Source organism: Ornithinimicrobium cerasi (assembly GCF_003702705.1).
Lineage (GTDB): Bacteria > Actinomycetota > Actinomycetes > Actinomycetales > Dermatophilaceae > Ornithinicoccus > Ornithinicoccus cerasi.
On record NZ_QZMN01000007.1, the window covers coordinates 212,665 to 232,067 of the forward strand.

The 19,403-nt window shown below is 75.9% G+C and carries 19 protein-coding genes; 2 read left to right on the top strand and 17 right to left on the bottom strand.

From position 1 onward, the window contains the following. Positions 1–105: 105 nt before the first annotated feature. The 16 genes from mrdA to D4B81_RS10285 all read right to left on the bottom strand — a co-directional run bounded on the left by mrdA (position 106) and on the right by D4B81_RS10285 (position 16,243). Complete coding sequence (mrdA, locus tag D4B81_RS10210) at positions 106–2,160, bottom strand: penicillin-binding protein 2 (RefSeq protein WP_237565930.1); 2,055 nt, start codon at positions 2,158–2,160, stop codon at positions 106–108. Continuing rightward, positions 2,157–2,642 (bottom strand): rod shape-determining protein MreD, encoded by a 486-nt coding sequence (locus tag D4B81_RS10215; protein WP_122262426.1) that lies wholly within the window; start codon positions 2,640–2,642, stop codon positions 2,157–2,159. The genes mrdA and D4B81_RS10215 overlap by 4 nt, the downstream gene beginning before the upstream one ends. After that, entirely contained in the window at positions 2,639–3,448 is an 810-nt protein-coding gene (gene mreC / locus D4B81_RS10220) for a rod shape-determining protein MreC (RefSeq protein ID WP_122262428.1), read from the bottom strand. Before mreC ends, D4B81_RS10215 begins: the two co-directional genes overlap by 4 nt. A 7-nt stretch (positions 3,449–3,455) precedes the next feature. Then, positions 3,456–4,505, bottom strand: a complete 1,050-nt coding sequence (mreB, locus tag D4B81_RS10225; protein WP_122262430.1) for a rod shape-determining protein — start codon at positions 4,503–4,505, stop codon at positions 3,456–3,458. A 57-nt stretch (positions 4,506–4,562) separates the two neighbouring features. Continuing rightward, the gene (locus D4B81_RS10230; RefSeq protein WP_122262432.1) at positions 4,563–5,525 is read right to left on the bottom strand and encodes a sucrase ferredoxin; all 963 of its coding nucleotides are present in this window, start codon (positions 5,523–5,525) and stop codon (positions 4,563–4,565) included. 29 nt (positions 5,526–5,554) lie between these two features. After that, the gene (locus tag D4B81_RS10235; RefSeq protein WP_202613647.1) at positions 5,555–6,826 is read right to left on the bottom strand and encodes a cupin domain-containing protein; all 1,272 of its coding nucleotides are present in this window, start codon (positions 6,824–6,826) and stop codon (positions 5,555–5,557) included. After that, positions 6,823–7,206, bottom strand: a complete 384-nt coding sequence (locus D4B81_RS10240) for a hypothetical protein (RefSeq protein WP_202613648.1) — start codon at positions 7,204–7,206, stop codon at positions 6,823–6,825. The genes D4B81_RS10235 and D4B81_RS10240 overlap by 4 nt, the downstream gene beginning before the upstream one ends. Before the next feature lie 64 nt (positions 7,207–7,270). Further along, complete coding sequence (locus tag D4B81_RS10245) at positions 7,271–9,919, bottom strand: CHAT domain-containing protein (RefSeq protein ID WP_161965112.1); 2,649 nt, start codon at positions 9,917–9,919, stop codon at positions 7,271–7,273. Positions 9,920–9,926: 7 nt separating this feature from the next. Then, the gene (locus tag D4B81_RS10250; RefSeq protein WP_097186807.1) at positions 9,927–10,409 is read right to left on the bottom strand and encodes a carboxypeptidase-like regulatory domain-containing protein; all 483 of its coding nucleotides are present in this window, start codon (positions 10,407–10,409) and stop codon (positions 9,927–9,929) included. Then, positions 10,406–11,017 carry an RNA polymerase sigma factor gene (locus D4B81_RS10255; RefSeq protein WP_097187050.1) on the bottom strand — a complete coding sequence of 204 codons (612 nt, stop codon included), beginning with the start codon at positions 11,015–11,017 and terminating at the stop codon, positions 10,406–10,408. Before D4B81_RS10255 ends, D4B81_RS10250 begins: the two co-directional genes overlap by 4 nt. Continuing rightward, complete coding sequence (locus D4B81_RS10260) at positions 11,017–12,594, bottom strand: S8 family serine peptidase (RefSeq protein WP_122262435.1); 1,578 nt, start codon at positions 12,592–12,594, stop codon at positions 11,017–11,019. Before D4B81_RS10260 ends, D4B81_RS10255 begins: the two co-directional genes overlap by 1 nt. Positions 12,595–12,868: 274 nt before the next feature. Then, positions 12,869–13,306: a nucleoside-diphosphate kinase gene (ndk, locus tag D4B81_RS10265; RefSeq protein WP_122262437.1), complete on the bottom strand. Its 438-nt coding sequence runs from the start codon at positions 13,304–13,306 to the stop codon at positions 12,869–12,871. 10 nt (positions 13,307–13,316) lie between these two features. Further along, positions 13,317–13,811: a hypothetical protein gene (locus D4B81_RS10270; protein ID WP_122262439.1), complete on the bottom strand. Its 495-nt coding sequence runs from the start codon at positions 13,809–13,811 to the stop codon at positions 13,317–13,319. A gap of 102 nt (positions 13,812–13,913) precedes the next feature. Beyond that, positions 13,914–15,023, bottom strand: a complete 1,110-nt coding sequence (locus D4B81_RS18830; RefSeq protein WP_237565931.1) for a helix-turn-helix transcriptional regulator — start codon at positions 15,021–15,023, stop codon at positions 13,914–13,916. A gap of 44 nt (positions 15,024–15,067) precedes the next feature. After that, positions 15,068–15,898: an undecaprenyl-diphosphate phosphatase gene (locus D4B81_RS10280; protein ID WP_122262441.1), complete on the bottom strand. Its 831-nt coding sequence runs from the start codon at positions 15,896–15,898 to the stop codon at positions 15,068–15,070. Positions 15,899–15,901: 3 nt separating this feature from the next. Then, a complete protein-coding gene (locus D4B81_RS10285) occupies positions 15,902–16,243 on the bottom strand; it encodes a DUF4233 domain-containing protein (protein WP_161965113.1) in 342 nt (113 codons plus the stop codon). A 146-nt stretch (positions 16,244–16,389) separates the two neighbouring features. Between D4B81_RS10285 and D4B81_RS10290 the strand changes: the two genes are divergently transcribed. After that, positions 16,390–17,019: a DUF3105 domain-containing protein gene (locus D4B81_RS10290; RefSeq protein ID WP_122262445.1), complete on the top strand. Its 630-nt coding sequence runs from the start codon at positions 16,390–16,392 to the stop codon at positions 17,017–17,019. Continuing rightward, positions 17,016–17,804 (top strand): DUF305 domain-containing protein, encoded by a 789-nt coding sequence (locus D4B81_RS10295; RefSeq protein ID WP_122262447.1) that lies wholly within the window; start codon positions 17,016–17,018, stop codon positions 17,802–17,804. The genes D4B81_RS10290 and D4B81_RS10295 overlap by 4 nt, the downstream gene beginning before the upstream one ends. Positions 17,805–17,844: 40 nt before the next feature. Here D4B81_RS10295 and D4B81_RS10300 read toward each other — a convergent pair whose 3' ends face one another. Continuing rightward, positions 17,845–19,296 (bottom strand): bifunctional folylpolyglutamate synthase/dihydrofolate synthase, encoded by a 1,452-nt coding sequence (locus D4B81_RS10300; protein WP_122262449.1) that lies wholly within the window; start codon positions 19,294–19,296, stop codon positions 17,845–17,847. Positions 19,297–19,403: the final 107 nt, after the last annotated feature.

Consider the following 19,403-nt stretch of genomic DNA (forward strand, 5'->3'; position numbering starts at 1 on the left):
AAGGCGCCGACCGCGAGCAGCATGGGGCACTCCTGGGGGGAGGGGTTGGGTGACTGCTCACACCATACCCCCCGGGGTATGTCTTCGCAACCTGCGACGCCGATGTCAGGGGCGGTCGGCGCGCAGCACCTCCCAGATCGCCCGGGCCGCCGGCGCCGCCACCTCGCCGCCGAGCCCGCCCTGCTCCACGACGACCACGACGACGTACTCCGGGTCGGTCGTGGGCCCGTAGGACGCGTACCAGGAGGTCGCCGTGCGGCCGAACGACTCGGCCGAGCCCGTCTTCCCGGCCAGGGGGTATGCCGCGTGCGGCCACCCCGCGAACGCCGCCGCCGCGGTCCCCGCGGTGTTGACCCCGTCGAGGCCGTCGCGCACCTGCGCCAGCGCCTCCGCGTCGAGGGAGACGGTCCCGATCCGGACCGGGTCGAAGGTCTCGACCACGGTCCCGTCCTGCCCCTGCAGGCCGGCAGCCACCTGCGGCTGCCAGACCCGGCCCTCCTCGGCGACCGCGGCATACACCGTCGCCAGCTGCAGGGGGGTGACCTGCACGTCACCCTGGCCGATGGAGAAGTTCACGGCGTCGCCGGGCCGCCACTGCCAGCCGTCGGTGCAGTTCTCCCGGGCGAGCTGCTCGAGGAACGCGCGGCGTTCCGGGTCGCTCTCCTCGGGGTAGCCTTCCTCGGCCCGGGCGCACGTCTGCTCACGGGTGGCCTCCCAGGTGGCCCGCTTCCACTCGCGCGAGGGCACCAGCCCGGCAGCCTCGGACGGCAGGTCGACCCCGGTCGCCTGCCCGAGCCCGAAGCCGCGGGCCACCGCCACGTAGCGGTCGCCGGCGTCCGAGTCCTGGTCCAGGCCGCCCAGGTCGCGCCAGTGGTCGTAGGCCCACCGGTAGAACACCGTGTCGCAGGAGACCTCCATGATCCTGGGCAGGTCGAGCTCGCCGTACGCCTCCGACTCGTTGTTGGTGAAGCGCTGCCCGGCGATCGTCACGGCGCCCGGGCACGGGTACTCCTCGCCCGGGTCGACCCCGGTCTGCAGGGCCGCGGGCAGCGAGACCACCTTGAACGTCGAGGCGGGCGGGTAGGTGGCTGCCACCACCCGGTTGAGCAGCGGCTGGCCGCGGGCGGGGTCGAGGAGTCGTTCGTACTCCCCCTGGGACACGCCCCGGGTCCAGACGCCGGGGTCGTAGGTCGGCCAGCTCGCCGCCGCCACCACCGCGCCGGTGTCGGGTCGCAGGACCACCGCTGCCGCCGACGCCGCGGGCGCGTCGTCCGCACGCGCCTGCAGGACCGCCCGGTGCAGGGCGGCCTCGGCGGCCTGCTGCACCTCGGTGTCGAGGTGGGTGCGCAGGTCCGGACCCGGCACCGGGTCGGTCCGCCCGAGCTGCCCGGTGACGACGCCACGGGGGTCGACGGTCACCGTCGTGACGCCGGGGGTGCCCCGCAGCCGCTCGTCGTAGACCTGCTCGAGACCGGCGCGACCCAGCCGGTCCTGGGCGTCGACCGCACCGTCCGGGTCCTCGACCTCCTCCTGAGTCGCGCGACCGAGGAAGCCGAGCACGTGGGCGGCGTTCACGCCCTCCGGGGCGGGGTAGTCACGCACGGGGATCGTGGTGACCCCGACCCCCGGGTAGTCCTCGGGTCGCTCGAGCAGCGCCAGGGCGGCGACCGGGTCGACGTCGAAGGCCAGCGGGACCGGTTGGTAGGGGGAGCCGGAGAAGCAGGCGGGGGCGGGAGGGGCGCCCTCCGTGCCGCACAGCCGGGTCCGTCCCCACAGCTGCTCGACGGGAAGCCCCAGCGCCTCCGCCGCGGCGGTGACGAGGGACCGGCCCTCGTCCGGCGCACCCAGGAGAGCCGCGGGGTCCACCGTCACGACCGTGGACGGTGCGTTGGCGGCGAGCGGGCTGCCGTCCGCGGCGAGGATCCGGCCCCGCAGCGCCGGCGTGACGACCTCCCTGGTGCTGACCTCCGCGGCGGCGGCCGCGAGATCGTCGTGGCGGACCACCTGCAGGTGGGTGAGCCGGCCCACCAGCAGCGACCCCAGGACGAGCACCGCCAGCACCAGGCCCCACAGCGGGCCGGTCGCGAGCCGTCGGCGCACCGGCGGCGGGGTGACCCGCGGCCGGACCACCCCCGCGGGCGGGCGTCGGCGGGGGCTCACGCCCACCGCCTCGCCGTCAGCCGGCGCTCGACCTCGATGAGCACCGGGAGGACGACGACGGCCACCAGCATGGTCAGGACCCAGGTCCGCAGCAGCTCGCCGGGCGCGGCGCGCCCCACCCCCGCGGCAGCGACGACCCCCCGGACGCCGAGGACCGCCGCCGAGGCCACCGCCGTCGCCACCCACGGCAGCAGGGGTGAGGCTGCGGCCCAGCGGCGGGCCAGCCCCAGGAGCGCGCCGGCGGCGGCGTAGCTGAGCGCGGTGGCCCCGAGCGGCTCCGCCCCCGGCGGGACGAGGTCGACCAGCCAGCCCGCCGCGAGGCCGACCAGGACGCCCGTCGACGGGCCGTGCAGGAGCGCGGCGGCGGCCACGACGAGGAGGACGAGGTCGGCCGGCGGCAGGCCGGGGGGCCAGGCGCTGGGCAGGAGGACGGCGGAGACGAGCAGGAGGGCACGCGCGGCGAGCCCGGGGACCCGGTTCACCCTCCCTCCCCCTCCACGAACACCACGGCCACCAGGTCGAGGGTGTCCGGGTCCACGTGCGGACGGACGACGGCGGTCGCCCCGAGCTGGCCGCGGTCGGGGTCGACCGACGTCACCGTGCCGAGGGGGACGCGTGCGACGTAGGGACGGTCGTCGGGGCTGCCGAGCGTGGTCACGTCGTCACCGACCCGGATCGTGGTGTCCCCGACCGCGGTGAGCGTCAGGTCGCCGGCGCCCCGCGGCGGCAGGCCGGGGGGCGGCACGGCGGCCACGCTGCCCAGCCCGCCCTCCGCGCCGAACCGCACGCCCACCACCGCCTCGGCGTCCCCGAGCAGGAGCACGTCGCTGCTCGCGCCGCCCACCCGCACGACCCGCCCCACGAGCCCGTCCACGGACACCACGGTCTGGTCCTGCGTGACCCCCTCCGAGGCCCCGACGTCCAGGGTCACCGTCCGGCCGCCCACCGGCGAGGTGCCCGGGGCCACGGCCACCACCCGCGCCGGGAGGAGGCGGTGGTCGCCCCACGTCGTCGCCCGGTCGAGCGCCGCGAGCTGACCCTGTCTGCGCAGCTGCTCCTCCAGGCGGGTGACCTCCGCGGCGAGGGCGTTGCGCTCCCTCGTCAGCTCGGTGAGACGGGCGTCGTCCCACCCGGCCAGGACCGACTGCACCGGTGCGGCGACCCGGGCCACCGACCCCCGCAGGGGCTCGACCAGCCCCGGCCGGGCCAGGTCGACGACGAGGGCCGCCGCGGTGAGTGCGGTGAGCACCGCGGCGGTGACGGGGAGGGCTCGGCGGCGGCGCGGCATACCCGGCTCAGCGCCGTCCCGGGCCCGCGAGGACCCGTTCCAGGGAGCCGAAGTCGTCCACGCACGCGCCCGCCCCGCGGATCACCGCGTGCTGCGGGTCGTCGGCGAGCCGCACCGGGATGCCGAGCTCGTGCCGCAGCCGCTCCGTCCACCCGCGCAGCTGCGCCGCCCCGCCGGTCAGCACGATCCCGGCGTCGAGGAGGTCGCCGGCCAGCTCGGGCGGGCAGATGTCGAGGACCAGCCGGACCGCCTCGACGACCTGCGCGGTGACCGGCTCGACGAGACGGCGCACCTCGTCGCTGCCCAGCTCCACCGTCCGCGGGAGACCGGTGGAGAAGTCACGTCCGCGCACCCGGGTGGTCAGCGGCCGGGCGAGCGGCCACACCGCCCCGACGCGCAGCTTGATGTCCTCCGCGGAGCGCTCGCCCAGCAGCAGGTCGTGCTCGGCCCGGACGCCCGCGACGATCGCCTCGTCCACCTCGTCGCCCCCGACCCGGACGCTGCGCGCGTTGACGATGCCGCCGAGGGAGATGACCGCCACGTCGGTGGTGCCGCCCCCCATGTCGACCACCATCGACCCGGTGGCCGAGTGCACCGGCAGGTCGGCGCCGATCGCGGCCGCCATCGCCTCCTCGAGGACGTAGACCCCGCGGGCTCCGCAGCGCATCGCGGCGTCCTCCAGCGCCCGGCGCTCGACGCCGGTCACCGCGCTGGGCACGCAGACCACCGCGCGCGGGCGCAGCAGACGGGACGGGCGCGCCCGCTCGACGAAGTGCCGCAGCATCTGCTCGGTCACGTCGGAGTCGGTGATGACCCCGTCCGAGAGCGGCCGCAGGACGAGCACCCGCTCGGGGGTGCGGCCGAGCATGTCGCGGGCTGCCTCGCCGGCCGCGACCATGCGGCCCGAGGTGGTGTCCACGGCGACGAGGCTCGGCTCGTCGACGACGACGCCCCGCCCCCGGACGTGCACCTGGGTGGTGGCGGTCCCGAGGTCGATGGCCAGGTCGCGCCCCAACGGGGCCCACCGCACCCTGCCCCGTCCCGGTCCCGTCGTCACCCCGCGATCGTAGACACCCGCCGGCTGCCGCCCGCGACGACCGCGCCGGGGCCGTGCTCAGTCCAGGACCCGGACCTGCCCGGGGACAGGCACCTGCGACCTGCTCGCCCCGGCGGTGCGGCAGGTGAGCCGCGCCTCGGGGCGTCGGTGCTCGGTCACGTCGACCGCCACCCGCCGGCCGTCCTCGAGCCCGAGGGTGACCGTGGTCGCGGCGACCTCCCCGGCCCCGGCGACGGCAGGGGCCGTGCCGGCAGGGCGCACCGACCCCCACGGCAGCGGACCCAGCTGGTCGTGCACGGCCACGACCGCGGCCTGGACCGGGCGCGGCCAGCCCACGGCACCACGCAGGTATGCCGTCCCGGGCTCTCCCCGCCGGTGCGCCTCGACCGCGGCCAGGGCGGTCTCGACGTCCAGGCCGCCGTAGGTCGCCCCGTCGGGCAGCAGCAGCACGTTGGCGGCGAAGCGGTCGCCGCCGGTGTGCGAGCACTCCCACGTCTCCTCCGGCCACCGGCGTGCGAGCGCCTGGGCGACGGGCCGGCCCCGGACGGCGCAGCACGGGTCCTTCTTGCCGTGGGTGCAGACGAGCACCAGCGGCTCGTCACGAGCCTGCGACGAGGCGGGCGATCCGTTGCCACCGCCGGAGGCGAGCTCCTCCAGCCGGTCGAGGGCACCGAGCAGCTCGGCCGGGTAGGCCCAGGTGCCCCACGTCACCCGCCCACCCGCCGGGGCGGTGGTGTCGACGACGCACCAGGCCCGCAGGGAGCACACGGTGGACGAGTGCCGGCCCGGCCGGCGGACGAGCATCACCCGGGCTCCCACCGCGTCGGCGCGGGCGACGACCTCGTCCTTGACGTCCTCCGGGAGCGGCAGCTCGGGGAACCCGCCGAAGCCCCACCCCCCGTCCGCCTCGACGAGCAGGAACCGCCGCTGCGGCGGCGCGGTCCCGAGCATCGGGTCCTGCCGCTCTCGCGCGGCGGTGCTGCAGGGCACGGCGGGCAACGGGTCGGCGGGCAGGGGCATGGCCGCCAGTCTCTCAGGCGGGGAGGTGCTCAGCCGTCCCAGCCCACGAGCGCGACCCCGCGCCTCACCAGGAGGCGGGCCAGCGCGAGGGCCTCACCGGGGTCGTCCGCCAGGTCCCCCACCTGCACCACCTCGGTGTCGAGGAGGCGACGCAGGCCGGGGAGGGAGGCGGACGGCATACCGAACCGGCCCGCGCGGGAGGAGACGACCACGTCCTCACCGGTGCCGGGCAGGACCTCGAGCATCAGGTGCGCCCGCAGGTGCAACGTGTCGTCCGGGTCGAGGACGTCCGCGGCGGCCAGCTGGGCGAGGGGGCGGACCGGCGCTGCGCGCTGGGCGGACCGCGCCCGCCCCCGCATCACCCGCACCACCTGGTCGGCCGGCAGGTCGCGGACCGCACGCAGCAGCGCCTCCCGCGCCACCTCGACGTCGCCCTCCAGGGCGTCGACGCGGGCGAGGTCGAGCCCGAGCGGGAGGCTGCGGCGGACCTCCGGGTCCTCGGCGAGCGCCGCCCTGGCGCGCTCCAGCAGGGCCTCGCCCAGGTGCGAGCGGGTCCACTGGTGGACGCCGATCGTCAGGTGCACGCTGACGCCCCCCAGCGCGCGGGCGGCGTGGATCCAGCCGCGCGGCAGGTAGAGGCAGTCCCCGGGGCGCAGCGTGGTCTCCAGGGCCGGGTCCTGCCGGGCACGCTCCTCGACGGCTGCCCGGCGCTCCGTCCACGGTTCGTCCCGCAGGGGGTCGACGTGCACCGGGTCCCGCAGCGTCCAGCGCTTCTCGCCGTGGACCTGCAGCACGAAGACGTCGTGGACGTCGTAGTGGTCGGCGAAACCCTGGTTCTGCGGCGGCGTGACGTAGGCGTTGACCTGGACCGGGTGACCCAGGTCGGCGGCCAGGGCGGCGCTGAGCTCCCGGACGGGCGCCCAGGTGCGGTGCAGGCCCTGCAGGACGATCGTGGCCCCGTCGGCGAACAGCTGCAGCAGCCGGTCGTCGCTGACCTGGTCGGCGACCGCGGCACCGATGCCACCGCCGCTGGTGAAGGCCCGGTCCGGCAGGGTCGAGCCGTCCCGCGCGACCCGCAGGAACGGGGTGCGCAGCCCGCGGTCGGCGACGAGCTCGTCGACCGCGTCGAGGCCGAAGAGGTCCGAGAAGTCGTCCCCGCCCCTGGCCCCCGCGCTCGCCAGGTGCAGCCGGCTTCCCCAGTACTCCGTCGCGAACGTCTGGGGGTCGAGGTCACCCAGGAGCCGGGCGAGGGCCGCGCGGTCGTGCGCGGCCCTCGTCGGCAGGTGGTGCGTCTGGGTCACAGGGACGGACCGTCGGCAGCCCCGTCCGCGCCACCGTCCGCGCCACCGTCAGCGCCACCGTCCGCGCCACCGTCCATCGGACCGTGCCCACCGGAGCCGTCCGCGCCACCGTCCGCGCCGCCGTCAGCACCACCGTCCGCGCCGCCGTCAGCACCACCGTCCGCGCCGCCGTCGGCCCCACCGTCCGCGCCGCCGTCAGCACCGCCATCGGCCCCACCGTCTGCGCCACCGTCGTGGCCGGCGCCGCCGTCGAGCGCCGCACCGCCCTCGGGGGCCGTGCTCATGCTGTCGAACGCCTCGGACACGTTCTCGCTGCCCAGCGAGGAGTCCTCGTAGCCGGTGCTCTCGCCGCCGGTGCTGTCGTCGCCGTGCGTGCTCATCCACGTCCTCCTCGTTCGTGACCCCGCCGGGATGCGCGGTCTGCGTGACACTCTCGCGACAAGCTCACGGGTGCGCAACCGGAGGGCGCCGACCGTCCTCAGGCCCGTCGGGACGGACGGACCACGGCGACCCCCACGCCACGAAGGCGCCGGCCAGGGGCAGGTCGCACGACGACGCGGCGAGGGCCAGCGCCTCGTCGACCTCGTGCCCGTCGGCGAGCAGCCGGTGGTAGCGGGGCATCAGGGCCGCGGCCGTGCTGTCCGGCACCCGGCAGGGTGAGGCGACGACGCTGGGCACGCCGAGCGCGAGCAGCCCGCTGGCCAGCCCCAGGCTCGCGTCGCCGCCACGCGCGTGGGCGCGTCCGGCCTCGCAGGCCGAGACGACGACGTGCGAGGCGGTGCGCTCGACCCGCTCGAGGTCGGCGAGGAACGCCGGGCCGTCCTCGAGCCACAGCGAGGAGAAGAGAGGGCTGTCCGAGCGGTGGCTCCCGTGGGCCGCCACGTGGGTGAGGTCCCCCCGGGACAGGCTGCGGGCGAGGTCCTCGGCGCGGGCGAGAGCGGTCGGCGGGAGTGTCCCCCAGACGGCACCCACCGCGGCGCACTCCTCGCGTGCGCCGGGCAGACCGGGCCCGGCGATGACCTGGGCCCGCGGCGCGCTGACGGACCGGGTGCCGCGGACCCAGGTGCCCAGGCTGGGCGCCACGGTGGTGGGCAGACCGGCCCGCGACGGCAGCACCCCCCACGCCAGGCCGGCCAGGGCGGGGACCGGCGCCACGACCAGCCGTCCGTCAACGCCGAGCGGCCGCAGGAGGAGGTCGTCCACGGCACGGGCCGACGCCCGCAGGGCGGCGTCGACAGCGCTCACCATGGGCCCGGTCCCGACCCTCGCGCGCGCCTCGAGGTCGGCCGCCAGCCGCTGGACCGCCTCGCGGACGGGCGCGGCCGGGCCGAGGTCCACCCACCGCGTCCGGCGGCGCAGGACCACCACCGCCGCGAGGTGGGACCGGTGCTCGACGAGGCCGACCCCGGTGGCGGCCCTGGCGGCGAGCGCCTCCCGCACCCGCGCCAGCGGCACCGGCGCCCGCTCGGTCCCGCTCCCCCCAGCCGCCGCCCACGAGGCGGCCGCGACCTGCCGCTCGAGCGAGCGGAGCCGCTCCCGCAACCGTCCGGCCTGCTGGGGGTCCTCGCGGGCCTGCTGGCGCAGGTGCCGGAGGTTGGTGACCCGACGGGCGAGCTCGGGGTCGGCCGGCGGACGGACCTCGGGCACCCGCCACGCCACCTCCCGCCAGCGCTCGACGGCCCGCAGGCGGGCGGCCGGGTTCTCTCCTGCGAGCTCCAGGTCGAGCCTGGAGAGCCCGGTCGCGTGCGTGAGCGTGACCGAGCGCAGCTCGAGGCTCGCGCTGGCGCTCAGCGCGGCGGAGAGGTCGCGCAGGGCCGCGCGCACGTGCCTCCGGGCCGCGGCGACGTCCCCCCGGGACCGGTCGGCTGCGGCGAGCACCGCCCGGGTGCGCATCCGCGTGCTCAGGGAACCGACCCGGGTGAGCTCGGCGGACGCGTCGAGCAGGCCGACCGCCTCGGTATGCCGTCCCTGCGCCGTCAGCGCCTCCGCCGCGAGCAGCCGCGCCAGGTCGGCGGCGACGTTGTCACCGTCCCGGTCGAACTCCTCGGCCAGCCGGACGCACCGGGAGGCGACCCGGCCCGGTGCCGACCCGGTGCGCAGGCGCGCGGTCAGCTCGACGAGGCTGGCCCGGCGGCGCAGGCCGGGGGCACCTCCGCCGGCCAGGGTCTGGGCGGCCCGGCCCGCCGTGGCGACCGCGGCCTCGGGCTCCCCGAGCACGAGCTCCCCCAGGGCCTGGTCGTTGAGGCAGTGACCCGCCTCCAGCCGCTGCCCGTCCTCGAGCGCCTCCGCCGTGGCCCGCTCGAGCAGCTCGACGGCCTCGGTGACCAGGCCGGCCTCGAGGAGCACCAGAGCCCGGCCGTGCCAGGCGACGGCGCGCGAGACGTCGGTCGGCAGCCGGTCCGCCTCGAGCATCAGCGACAGCGCCTTCGGCAGGTCGCCCTCCAGCGCGGCCGCGCTGCCCAGGTTGTGCAGGGCCATGAACTCCTGGGCCGGCAGTCCGTGCTCGGCGGCCAGCTGCGCCGCGGCGGCGAACTCCGCGGCGGCGCCGCCGGCGTCGGGGACCTCCATCCGCAGCGCGCCGCTGGAGAGGAGGAGCCCGAACTTCTCCCGGGGCCCCAGCCGGTCACGGCCGGCGGCGGCCAGGTCGAGCTCGGCGAGCGCGGTGCGGAGCCGCCCGGCCCGGCCGTGGAGGGTCGCGAGCTGGGCGTGGCACAGGGCGACGAGCGCCGGACGGACCCGCTCGGCCGTCCGTCCGGCGCGGGCGAGCGCCTGGTGCGCCAGCCGGACCGCCGGGGCCGGTCCCCCCCCGTCGACGACCGCCGTGCTCAGGGACAGGAGCACCCGGACCCGGGCCTCGAGGGCGTCGGCGGGTCCGCCGCCGACCGAGGGGAAGTGCTCGTCGACGCGGAGCCCGACCACCTCGGGACGATCCCTCACCCCGGCGTGGTCGAGCTCGGAGAGTGCCTGACGGAGCAAGCGCTCCCCCAGCGCCGGCCGTCCCGCAGAGTTGGCCTGGCGGCCCCGTTCGAACAGCTCCGTGACACCCGGGGGCACGGGCGCCCCGACCTGCGACGTCCTGGTCCCCGAGGTCACGTCGCGGTCAGAGGGTGAACTGCGGGGTGATGACCGGCCGGCCTCCCGGAGGGTGGACGGTGAGTCGGGCACCGCCCCTCGGGAGGTCGCTGAGCACGAACCGCCCGTCCTCGTCCGCCTCGACGGTGCGGGTCCCCCCGCCGTCCAGGTCGAGACCGACGCTGGCGGCCCCGCAGGTCAGCCAACCGTCGAGGCGGGCGCGGTCACGGCCCTCCGGGGTCACCGTGACCATGATGCTCACGCTCTCGGTGCTGAACGTGACCGTGGTCGCCTCGGCAGGGTCGTCGGCGAAGCCCCGCGACACCAGCTCGGGCTGCGAGGTCAGCTCGGCGACCTCGGCCTGCAGCGCCTGGACCGTGAGCGCGAAGGAGATGCGCTCGGTCAGGTCGGCGGGGCACGGGTCGAGCCGGGCGACGACCTCGCGCAGCTCGCGCAGGATCGTCGCGTCCGTGCCGTCGAACGGCTCCAGCCAGGTCTCGGTACCGGTCATGCGTCCACCCACCTCGGGTCGGCGACGAGTGCTCGTCGCAGCTTGTCAAGACAGCGCCCGCGGGTCGGGCCGATGCTGCCGCGGGGCATGCCCAGCGCGGCGGACACCTGGTCGTAGTCCGGCCGGTCGACGAACGCCACGACCCGCAGGAGCGCCCGGCAGCGCTCCGGCAGCTCCCCGACCGCCGCCCAGAGCGCGCCCTGGCGCTCGGTGAGGATGGCCAGGGTCTCCGGCCCGTCCTCCACGTCGCCCGGGTCGACGGTGCCCGTCTCGTCGTAGGTGTTGCGGCGGGCCAGCTTGCAGTTGCGCCACGACTCGCGCTTCACGGCGACGACGAGCCAGCCGAGGACGGCCCGGGGGTCCCTGATGTCCTCGAGGTGGTCGACGAGCCGCAGCCAGGTCTCCTGCACCACGTCCTCCGCGGCGTGCTGCGCGCAGCCGTGGGCGCGGGCGACCTGCCACAGCAGCGGGGTGAGCAGCTCGACGAGCTCGCCGATCGCCTCGTGCCGGCCGTCGACGTAGGCCGCGAACACCTCTCCCGCCTGGGAGGCCAGGGAGGGCGGGCTGGTGCCGGACCCACCCCCGGCCCTCGGCGGCTCGGTCACCATCACCGCCACACCTCCTGGTCCAGGGCCGCCCACGCGCGCTCGAGCATGACCTTCGGGTCGACCGAGGCGCCGCCCTCCACCGTCGCCTCCGCGAGCCGGTCGGCCACCCGTCCGGCGACGTCCGGCGCGGCGAAGCTGGTCCCGCTCCAGACCGCGAAGCCGCGGCGCATGTCGTCGCGGTCCGTGCGGGCCCGCAGCGCACCGCCGTCGCCCGGGGTCGAGCGCGAGGGGTTGGCCGAGGCCTGGAAGCTCGTCGGCAGCGTGCTCACCACGTTGACACCCGGAGCGTGGGTGGTCACCCAGGGACCGGCGTTGCTGAACAGCGCCACCGTCTCACCGTCGGGGTTGGTGGCGCCGACGGCCACGAGCGGCACCACCGAGCGATCCTCGGGAGGCGTCGCGCCGGCCGCCCACCCGGCGGGGTAGAGCGGCACGCGTGTCGCGTCGTTGCCGGCCGCGGTCACGACGAGCACGCCCCGCTCGCCGAGGAGGCGCAGCAGGTCACGCAACGGGTGCGCCTCGACGACCCCGTCCTGGTGGTAGTAGCCCATCGAGATGTTCAGCACGTCCAGGACGAAGCCGCGGGACAGGTCCTTCGGCTCGAACCCGGTGAACCCGGCGTCCTGCGCCCGGGCGTGCAGCACCCACAGAGCGGTGAGCGTGCGGTGCACGTCGCCCTCGGCGACGGCTCCGGAGGAGTCCAGGACCGGCAGCCCCACCAGCCGGGCGTCCGAGGCGGCCTGGCGCACGATCCCGGCGATGAAGGTGCCGTGTCCGGACAGCCGGTCCAGCACCCCGGTCAGGTCGTTGCGGACGCCCTTGTCCTCGGGGTCGGGGTCGAGCCCTCCGGGCGGTCCCACGGGGATGCCGTCCAGGTCACGGAGCACCGCCGTCAGGTCCCCGGTCAGCCACGGGTGCGCGCCGATCCCGGTGTCGGGCACGACGACGACGGGCGAGCGTTCGGGTGCCCGGGTCTCACCCCCGAGGTCCGCGAGGCCCAGCGTCACCGGCGTCCGGGCGCCGACCTCGCCGTCGTCCTGGCCCTGGCCACCCCAGTAGTAGCCGCCGCCCTGACCTCCCCAGTAGTAGCCGCCGCCCTGGCCGCCCCAGTAGTAACCGCCGCCGGCGGCCAGCATGAGGTGCTCCAGGTCGGCGTCGACCGGGCCCTCGGCCCGCGCGGCGGCGAGCAGCTCCCACGCGTCGAGCGGTGCGGCGGCGCTGGTGGGCACGATGCGGACACGGGTCTGGTAGACCCGGTCGACCTCCTCGGCGCGCTCGTCGCCGAGCCACTCCTCGAAGGCGAGGTCGGTCTCCTCGACGGTGAGCTCCACGGCATACCCGGCGTTCTCCGCCGTGCCGCGCAGGCGCTCCAGCGTGCGCCCGGCGCTCCGGCCCGGCAGCCCCCGGAGAAGCAGGGTGGAGGTCAGGTATGTCGTCGTGCCCGGCGACCGCGGGCCCCCCTCCTCCTCGGCGGCGGGGTCGCGCGGCGCGGTGACCGGGTCGAGGACGCGCGCACCGTGGCGCCGGAGCACCTCCGGCGGGAGATCCAGCACCAGCATGTCGTCGTCGTCAGCCATCTCGGCCCTTTCGTCGCACCGCCGCCCTGCAGGGAAGCGTAGTGGGGTTCACCTGTACAGAGGGGGGTGCGGAACCTCAGATACGGACGGACGGACGGACGTCGTCGAAAGTTTTTTCCCGGAGGCGGTATCTGGCGGGGCGGCCGGCGCTCTGACCGGGTGCAGGGGCCGCACCGGTCAGGCGCTGTGCTGCAGGGAGTACAGCGAGGACCGGGTGCAGGCACCGGGCGCGCGCCGTGCAGGGGGTGCACGGCGCGCGTCCGGTCCCGTGGGCTCAGCCGAGCGTCGGGAACCAGATCGCGGTCTCGCGGGCCGCCGACTCGGGGGAGTCCGAGCCGTGCACGATGTTCTGCTGCACCGCCAGCCCCCAGTCCCGCCCGAGGTCGCCCCGGATCGTGCCGGGCGCCGCCGCTGTCGGGTCGGTGGCCCCGGCGAGCGACCGGAAGCCGGCGATGCACCCGTGGCCCTCGATGAGGGCGGCGGTCACGGGACCGGACGACATGAACTCCAGGAGGGGCTCGTAGAACGGCTTGCCCTCGTGCTCGGCGTAGTGCGTGCCGAGCTGCTCGCGGCTGGGCGTGAGGACGGCGAGCGCCACCAGGGTGTAGCCCTTGGCCTCGATGCGCCGCAGCACCTCCCCGGTGAGCCCGCGGCGGTAGCCGTCCGGCTTGACGAGGACGAGCGAGCGTTCGGTCTGCGTGGTGTCGGTCACGCGCGGCAGCCTACCGGCGGGCCGCTGCCTCCCGGGTGCGTTCGGGGCGCCCGCCCGGGCTCCGCCTGGCCCGGATCCCCTCCAGGGCGACCACGGCCAGGGTCAGCACCATGCTCGCCATGTGGGCCGGGATGGTCAGCGACGCACCGGCGCCGTGCAGCCCCGCGCCGCTGAGGAACAGGTCCGGCGTCAGCCGGCTCGCCCAGCCGTCGCCGGCGAGGCGGCGCACGGCGGCGAGCAGCTCGATCGCGTTGCCGAGGACGGTGACGGCCAGGGCGAGGGCAAGGAGCCCGAGGACACCACGGGCCCACCGCTCACCAGGCCGGTCACGACGCAGGCGCAGGGCGAGGACCGCTGCGGTCACGAGCAGGGCCGGCGAGACCAGATGGAAGGCCACGTGGGGGTAGCTGTCGCCGACGGCGCCCGTCACGGACGGGTGGGCGAAGACGAAGATGGACAGGAACGGGACCCAGACCAGGGCGAGCAGGAGGATCGCGCGACGCATGAGGGACCTGACCTTTCGGGGAGGGGCGTGGTGCCTCCCACGCTAGGAACGCGGTTCCGCCCGGCACATCGGCCTTTTCGCCTAACCCGACGTCTGTGCCGGTCAGGGCACCGCGCTGTCCGAGCGTCGACGATCCCGCACCAGGCCGCCGTGCCAGGTCACCGCGGCGTGGACCCGGCGGTTGTGCTCGGGACCGTCGGGCAGGTCGAGCTTGACGAAGGCGGACCGCAGGTGCGCGTCCACCGTCCGCGGCGACAGCACCAGGCGGGCGGCGATCCCGGCGTTGGAGAGACCCTCGGCCAGCAGGCCGACGATCTCGTTCTCCCGGGCGGTGAGCGCGGGGTGGTGCCCGGCGTCCGCGGTCCGTCCCGGGGAGGGATCCGCGACGGTGGCTGGGCACGGGGCGGGCGCCGCCTCCCCCGACGGGGTGCTCAGCGCCGCGGAGCACCCGAGCGCGACGGTGGCCAGGGCGGCATACATGGAGACGAGCACCACCACCGCTCCCCCGCCACCCGTGGTCGCCAGCGCCCCGCAGGCCATCACGAGGACCGAGCCCCCGAGCGCCGCCGCGGCGACGGAGGCAAGGCGGCGGGCTGCGTGACCGGGTGCGCGCCGCGCGGCCAGCAGGGCGGTCAGGGGACCCGCGAGCACCACCACGACGAGGAAGAGGAGGTTGGCGGTGGCGCCGACCACCGCACCCGGCGCCCACGGCACGAGGGCCGGCAGCCCGACCGGCTCGCCGTCCTCGAGGAACAGCACCAGGCTGAGAGCGCTTCCCGCCCCGAGGCCGAGCACCACCCACGCCACCCTGGAGCGGGTGCCCTGCCCGAGGTAGGACACGGCCAGGAGGGGCAGCAGCGTGAAGGAGGCCAGGACCGGCAGGTGGGCGACCGTCGCCACCGAGACGGCCACCCGCTCCGACCAGCCGCCGGTCCTCGTGCTCCCCGCGATCACCGCCGCGGCCCAGGAGCCGGGGTAGGCCAGCGCGAGCAGTGCCAGGGCGAGCAGGGTCCGCCGCCACAGGACCCACCCGGGTCCCGTGGTCACCACCCGCAGCAGTGCACCGGCGCACCCCGCCGCGGCGAGGAGGACCGGTACGCGGGTTGCCGCGACGGGCTCGGACACCCCCCGGGACACGACGACGAGCAGGCCCGCGAGGCAGGCCACGACCGCGACGAGGGCGAGGGCGCGGCGCTGCCGCAGGACGGCCATGGGCCAGTGTGACGCACCCGGACGTCGTGGCGCGAGGGCGCGGCTCAGGCCTCGAGGACCCCGGCGCCGAGCAGCCCGAAGAGCACGAGCGCGAGGGCGATCCGGTAGATCATGAACGGCGTGAAGGTGTGCGTGGTGATGTACCGCATGAACCAGGCGATCACGGCATACCCCACCGCGAACGCGATCGCCGTCGCGACCCAGATGGCGGACCAGCCGGTGCCGGAGCCGACCGCCTCGCCGGTCATCACCTTGGCGACCTGCAGCCCGCCCGAGGCCAGCACTGCGGGGATGGCGAGGAGGAAGGAGTAGCGGGCGGCGGCCTCCCGGGTGTAGCCCATGAACAGCCCGCCGGCGATGGTGCCACCGCTGCGGGAGACGCCGGGGACCAGGGCCAGCGCCTGCCAGAGTCCGAAGAAGAGGCCGTGCCGCCAGGTGAGCTGGTCGAGGGTCCGCTCCTGCCGGCCGACGCGCTCCGCGGCCAGGATGACGACGGCGAAGACGAGCAGCATGGTGGCGGTGACCCACAGGCTGCGGAACTGCGTCTCGATCCGGTCCTGCAGCAGCAGCCCCAGCACCCCGATCGGGATCGTGCCGAGGATGACCCACCAGCCGAGCAGCGCATCGGGGTGGTGGCGCGGGAGCCGGCCGACCAGCGAGGCCGACCAGGCCCGGACGATCCGGACGATGTCCCGCCAGAAGTAGAGGAGCACGGCCGCCTCGGTGCCCAGCTGGGTGATGGCCGTGAACGCGGCACCGGGGTCGTCCTGGCCCAGCAGCCGCCCGGCGATCGAGATGTGCGCGCTGGAGGAGATCGGCAGGAACTCGGTGAGGCCCTGGACCAGGCCGAGGAGCGCGGCCGTGAGCAGGTCCACGGGTCAGCCGCCCTGCACGTCGCGGGCGGCGTCGGTGCGGGCGCCCGCGCTCAGCGACCACCACCACAGCAGGCCGAAGAGCACCGCGACCACGACCATCGCCGGCAGGAGCAGCGCGGTCGCGAGGGTCAGCACCTGGCACGCCCAGCCCAGCCCCACCCCCGCCCGGGTGCGCAGGGCACCGGCGGTCGCCAGGCACAGGAGGGCGACCGCGCCCAGGACCGCGAGGTTGCGCAGGCCGCCGTCCCGGCCCATGGCGTTGTCCAGCTGCCAGGCGACGAGGGCTCCGAGGAAGACGGACAGCGACTGGGCGACGAGGGTGGCACCGCCCAGGCGTCGGGTCATCGACCCGGGCCTGGTGGCACCGGGTGCGGGTCGGGAGGCAGGGCGATCGTCCACGGCGCCGATCATGGCAGACCCGGGCGCAGCGGCCTCCCAGCGGCACCGCATACCCTTGCCCCGAACCGCAGACCCCCTCACCAGGAGCAGACGTGCCCCGACCCGACCGCACCGCCACCACCGACCGCACCGCCCGGGTCGCGAAGATCCAGAAGGCGAACCAGGCCGCCGAACGTCGGCGGGGCGTCATGATCTGGGGCTCCGCCACCGTGGTCGTCGCTCTCGTCGTGGGCGCCGTCGTCTTCGCGGTCCTGCGGGACAGCCCCGCCACGGCGGACCTGTCCGGCGTGCAGAGCTACACCTACGAGGCCGCCGTCCACGAACCCACCCCGATCGAGTACACGGAGAACCCGCCCGTCGGGGGACCCCACAACGCCGCCTGGTGGAACTGCGGCGTGTACGACCAGGAGCTGCCCAGGGAGCACGTCGTGCACTCGCTGGAGCACGGCGCCGTGTGGCTGACCTACCAGCCGTCGCTGCCCGCCGACCAGGTCGAGCTGCTCACCGAGCTCGGGGACGACGACTACATGATCGTCTCGCCGATGGCCGACCAGGACTCCCCCGTGGTCGCGACGTCCTGGGGCAACCAGCTCGCCCTGGACACCGCGGACGAGAAGACACTGCGGGCCTTCATCCGGGAGTACAAGCAGGGGCCGGACACCCCCGAGCTCGGTGCCGCGTGCACCGGCGGGACGGCCAGCGACCTCGTGCAGCGCTCGTGAGCGGCGCGACCCCGACGCCCGAGCCGACCGGGTCGACCCCGGAGGGGGTGTCGCAGGACCCGGCCCTGTCGACGCGGGAGCGGTGGCGCACCTTCGGGGCGCCGGCGCTGGCCGCGGTCACCGTGGTGGCGCTGTGCCTGGGGGTGCTGCTGGGCTGGCTGGCCTTCGCCCCCCGCCACCCCGGCGACTCCAGCGCCGAGGCCGGCTTCGCCCGCGACATGAGCGAGCACCATGCGCAGGCCGTGCAGATGTCGGTCCTCGTCATGCAGCGGACGGAGGACGAGGACGTGCGCAGGCTGGCGACGGACGTGGTGAACAACCAGGAGTTCGAGCGCGGCGTGATGGCGTCCTGGCTGGCTCAGTGGGAGCTCCCTCGGGCCCGCGAGGGCGAGCGGATGGCCTGGATGGAGGGCCACGACCACGCGGCGCAGGACCTGCCTCCCGGCGTGCCCATGCCGGGGATGGCCTCCCCCTCGGAGATCCAGGAGCTCACCGACGCCTCGGACCAGGAGGCGGAGGTGCTCTACCTGCAGCTCATGACCAGCCACCACCTGGGCGGCGTGGACATGGCACAGGCCGCCCTCGCCCAGGCCAGCGACCCGGACGTGCTCGCCCTGGCCGGACGGATGGCCGGCGCGCAGACCGGCGAGGTGGCGCTCATGCGCGACATGCTCGCCGAGCGGGACGCCGAGCCCCGCGAGGACGTCGACGCCTGGCTCGCCGAGCAGGAGGCGGAGGCTGGTGACGGCGCCGGCACCACCGAGGGGCACGACGGCGGGCACTGAACGCTCGGGAGGCCAGCGCCCGCGCCCGAGCCGGGTGCGGTCAGGTCGTGGTGACCCCGAGCAGCTGACGGATCTCCGCGGCCGTGGTCACGGAGCCGGTCGCGAGCACGGCCCCGGCGACGCCGCCCTCGTCGGCGAGGCCGGCGGCGAGGTCGAGGGCCTCGGGCAGGTCGGGGACGACCGTGACGCGGTCCTCGCCGAAGTAGGCCGCGACGAGCTCCCCGAGGCGCTGGGGCCGGATGGCGCGCGGCGAGGTGGTCCGGCTGACGACCACGTGGTCGAGGATCGGCTCGAGCGAGCGGATCATCGGCTCGACGTCCTTGTCCTCCAGGACCGCGAGCAGGCCCACGAGCCGGGTGAAGGTGAACGACTCCCTGACCGCCTCGACGAGGGCGTCCACCCCGGCGGGGTTGTGCGCCGCGTCCACGATCACGGTCGGTGAGCGACGCACGATCTCGAGGCGGCCCGGCGAGGTGACGCCCGCCAGCCCGCTGCGCAGGACCTCGTCGGTGAGCCGCTGCTCCCCGCCCCCGACGAACGCCTCGACGGCCGCGACGGCGAGGGCGGCGTTGTGGGCCTGGTGCTCGCCGAAGAGCGGCAGGAACAGGTCGTGGTAGTCCCCGGCCAGCCCGCGCAGCGAGATCTGCTGCCCGCCGACCGCCACCTCACGGGCCAGGACCCCCACGCTCAGGCCCTCCGTCTCCAGCCGGGCCCCGACCTCGTCGGCCCGGGCCACGAGCACCCCCATCGCCTCGGACTCCTGGACGCCGACGACGGCGATCGACCCGGGCTTGATGATCCCGGCCTTCTCGGTGGCGATCTCCTCCAGGGTGGAGCCGAGCAGCCGGGTGTGGTCCAGCGAGATCGGGGTGACGACCGCGACCACCCCGTCGGCGACCGAGGTGGCGTCCCAGACCCCGCCCAGCCCCACCTCGACGACCGCCACGTCGACGGGCGAGTCGGCGAACGCGGCGAAGGCCAGGGCGGCGACGACCTCGAAGTAGGTCATCCGCACCCGTCGCCCGGGGTCCTCGCTCGCCGCACTCTCGGCGTCGACCATCTCGACGAACGGCAGGACGTCGTCGTAGGCCTGCAGGAACGCCGCCACCGGGATCGGCTCGCCGTCGAGGCTGATCCGCTCGCGCATGTCGTGCAGGTGGGGGCTGGTGAAGCGTCCCGTCCGCAGACCCATCTCGCGCAGGACCCGCTCCACGATCCGCGTCGTCGAGGTCTTCCCGTTGGTCCCGGTGAGATGGATCATCGGGTAGGCCCGCTGCGGGTCGCCCATGAGCTCCATCACCCGCTGGACCCGGTGCAGCGTCGGCTCCGGCATGTGCTCGGGCGTGCGGCCCAGGATCTCGCGGACGACCACGTCGTAGCGGGCCGCGAGCTCTGGTGGGACCGGGTCCTCCCCACGACGCCGGCGCGTCTCGGGGGCCGCGGCCCCCGGGTCGAGGGGCAGCTCGTTGCCGTCGAAGAACTGGTCGCTCACTGGTCTACCTTCCTGGTGTCAGCGTTCTCCGATAGAGCGTTGATGCACCCGAGGTGCCACCAGGCCATCGCCCTGCTCGCTCGACACGGTTGAGGTCCACGATGAGA

Bases quoted from the DNA above. Each gene is read 5' to 3' on its own strand.
- mreC (WP_122262428.1), bottom strand. From the start codon at position 3,448: ATGCCGCGCCGCCGCCGAGCCCTCCCCGTCACCGCCGCGGTGCTCACC.
- D4B81_RS10230 (WP_122262432.1), bottom strand. From the start codon at position 5,525: ATGCCCCTGCCCGCCGACCCGTTGCCCGCCGTGCCCTGCAGCACCGCC.
- D4B81_RS10240 (WP_202613648.1), bottom strand. From the start codon at position 7,206: ATGAGCACGCACGGCGACGACAGCACCGGCGGCGAGAGCACCGGCTAC.
- D4B81_RS10250 (WP_097186807.1), bottom strand. From the start codon at position 10,409: ATGACCGGTACCGAGACCTGGCTGGAGCCGTTCGACGGCACGGACGCG.
- D4B81_RS10255 (WP_097187050.1), bottom strand. From the start codon at position 11,017: ATGGTGACCGAGCCGCCGAGGGCCGGGGGTGGGTCCGGCACCAGCCCG.
- D4B81_RS10260 (WP_122262435.1), bottom strand. From the start codon at position 12,594: ATGGCTGACGACGACGACATGCTGGTGCTGGATCTCCCGCCGGAGGTG.
- D4B81_RS10270 (WP_122262439.1), bottom strand. From the start codon at position 13,811: ATGCGTCGCGCGATCCTCCTGCTCGCCCTGGTCTGGGTCCCGTTCCTG.
- D4B81_RS18830 (WP_237565931.1), bottom strand. From the start codon at position 15,023: ATGGCCGTCCTGCGGCAGCGCCGCGCCCTCGCCCTCGTCGCGGTCGTG.
- D4B81_RS10285 (WP_161965113.1), bottom strand. From the start codon at position 16,243: ATGACCCGACGCCTGGGCGGTGCCACCCTCGTCGCCCAGTCGCTGTCC.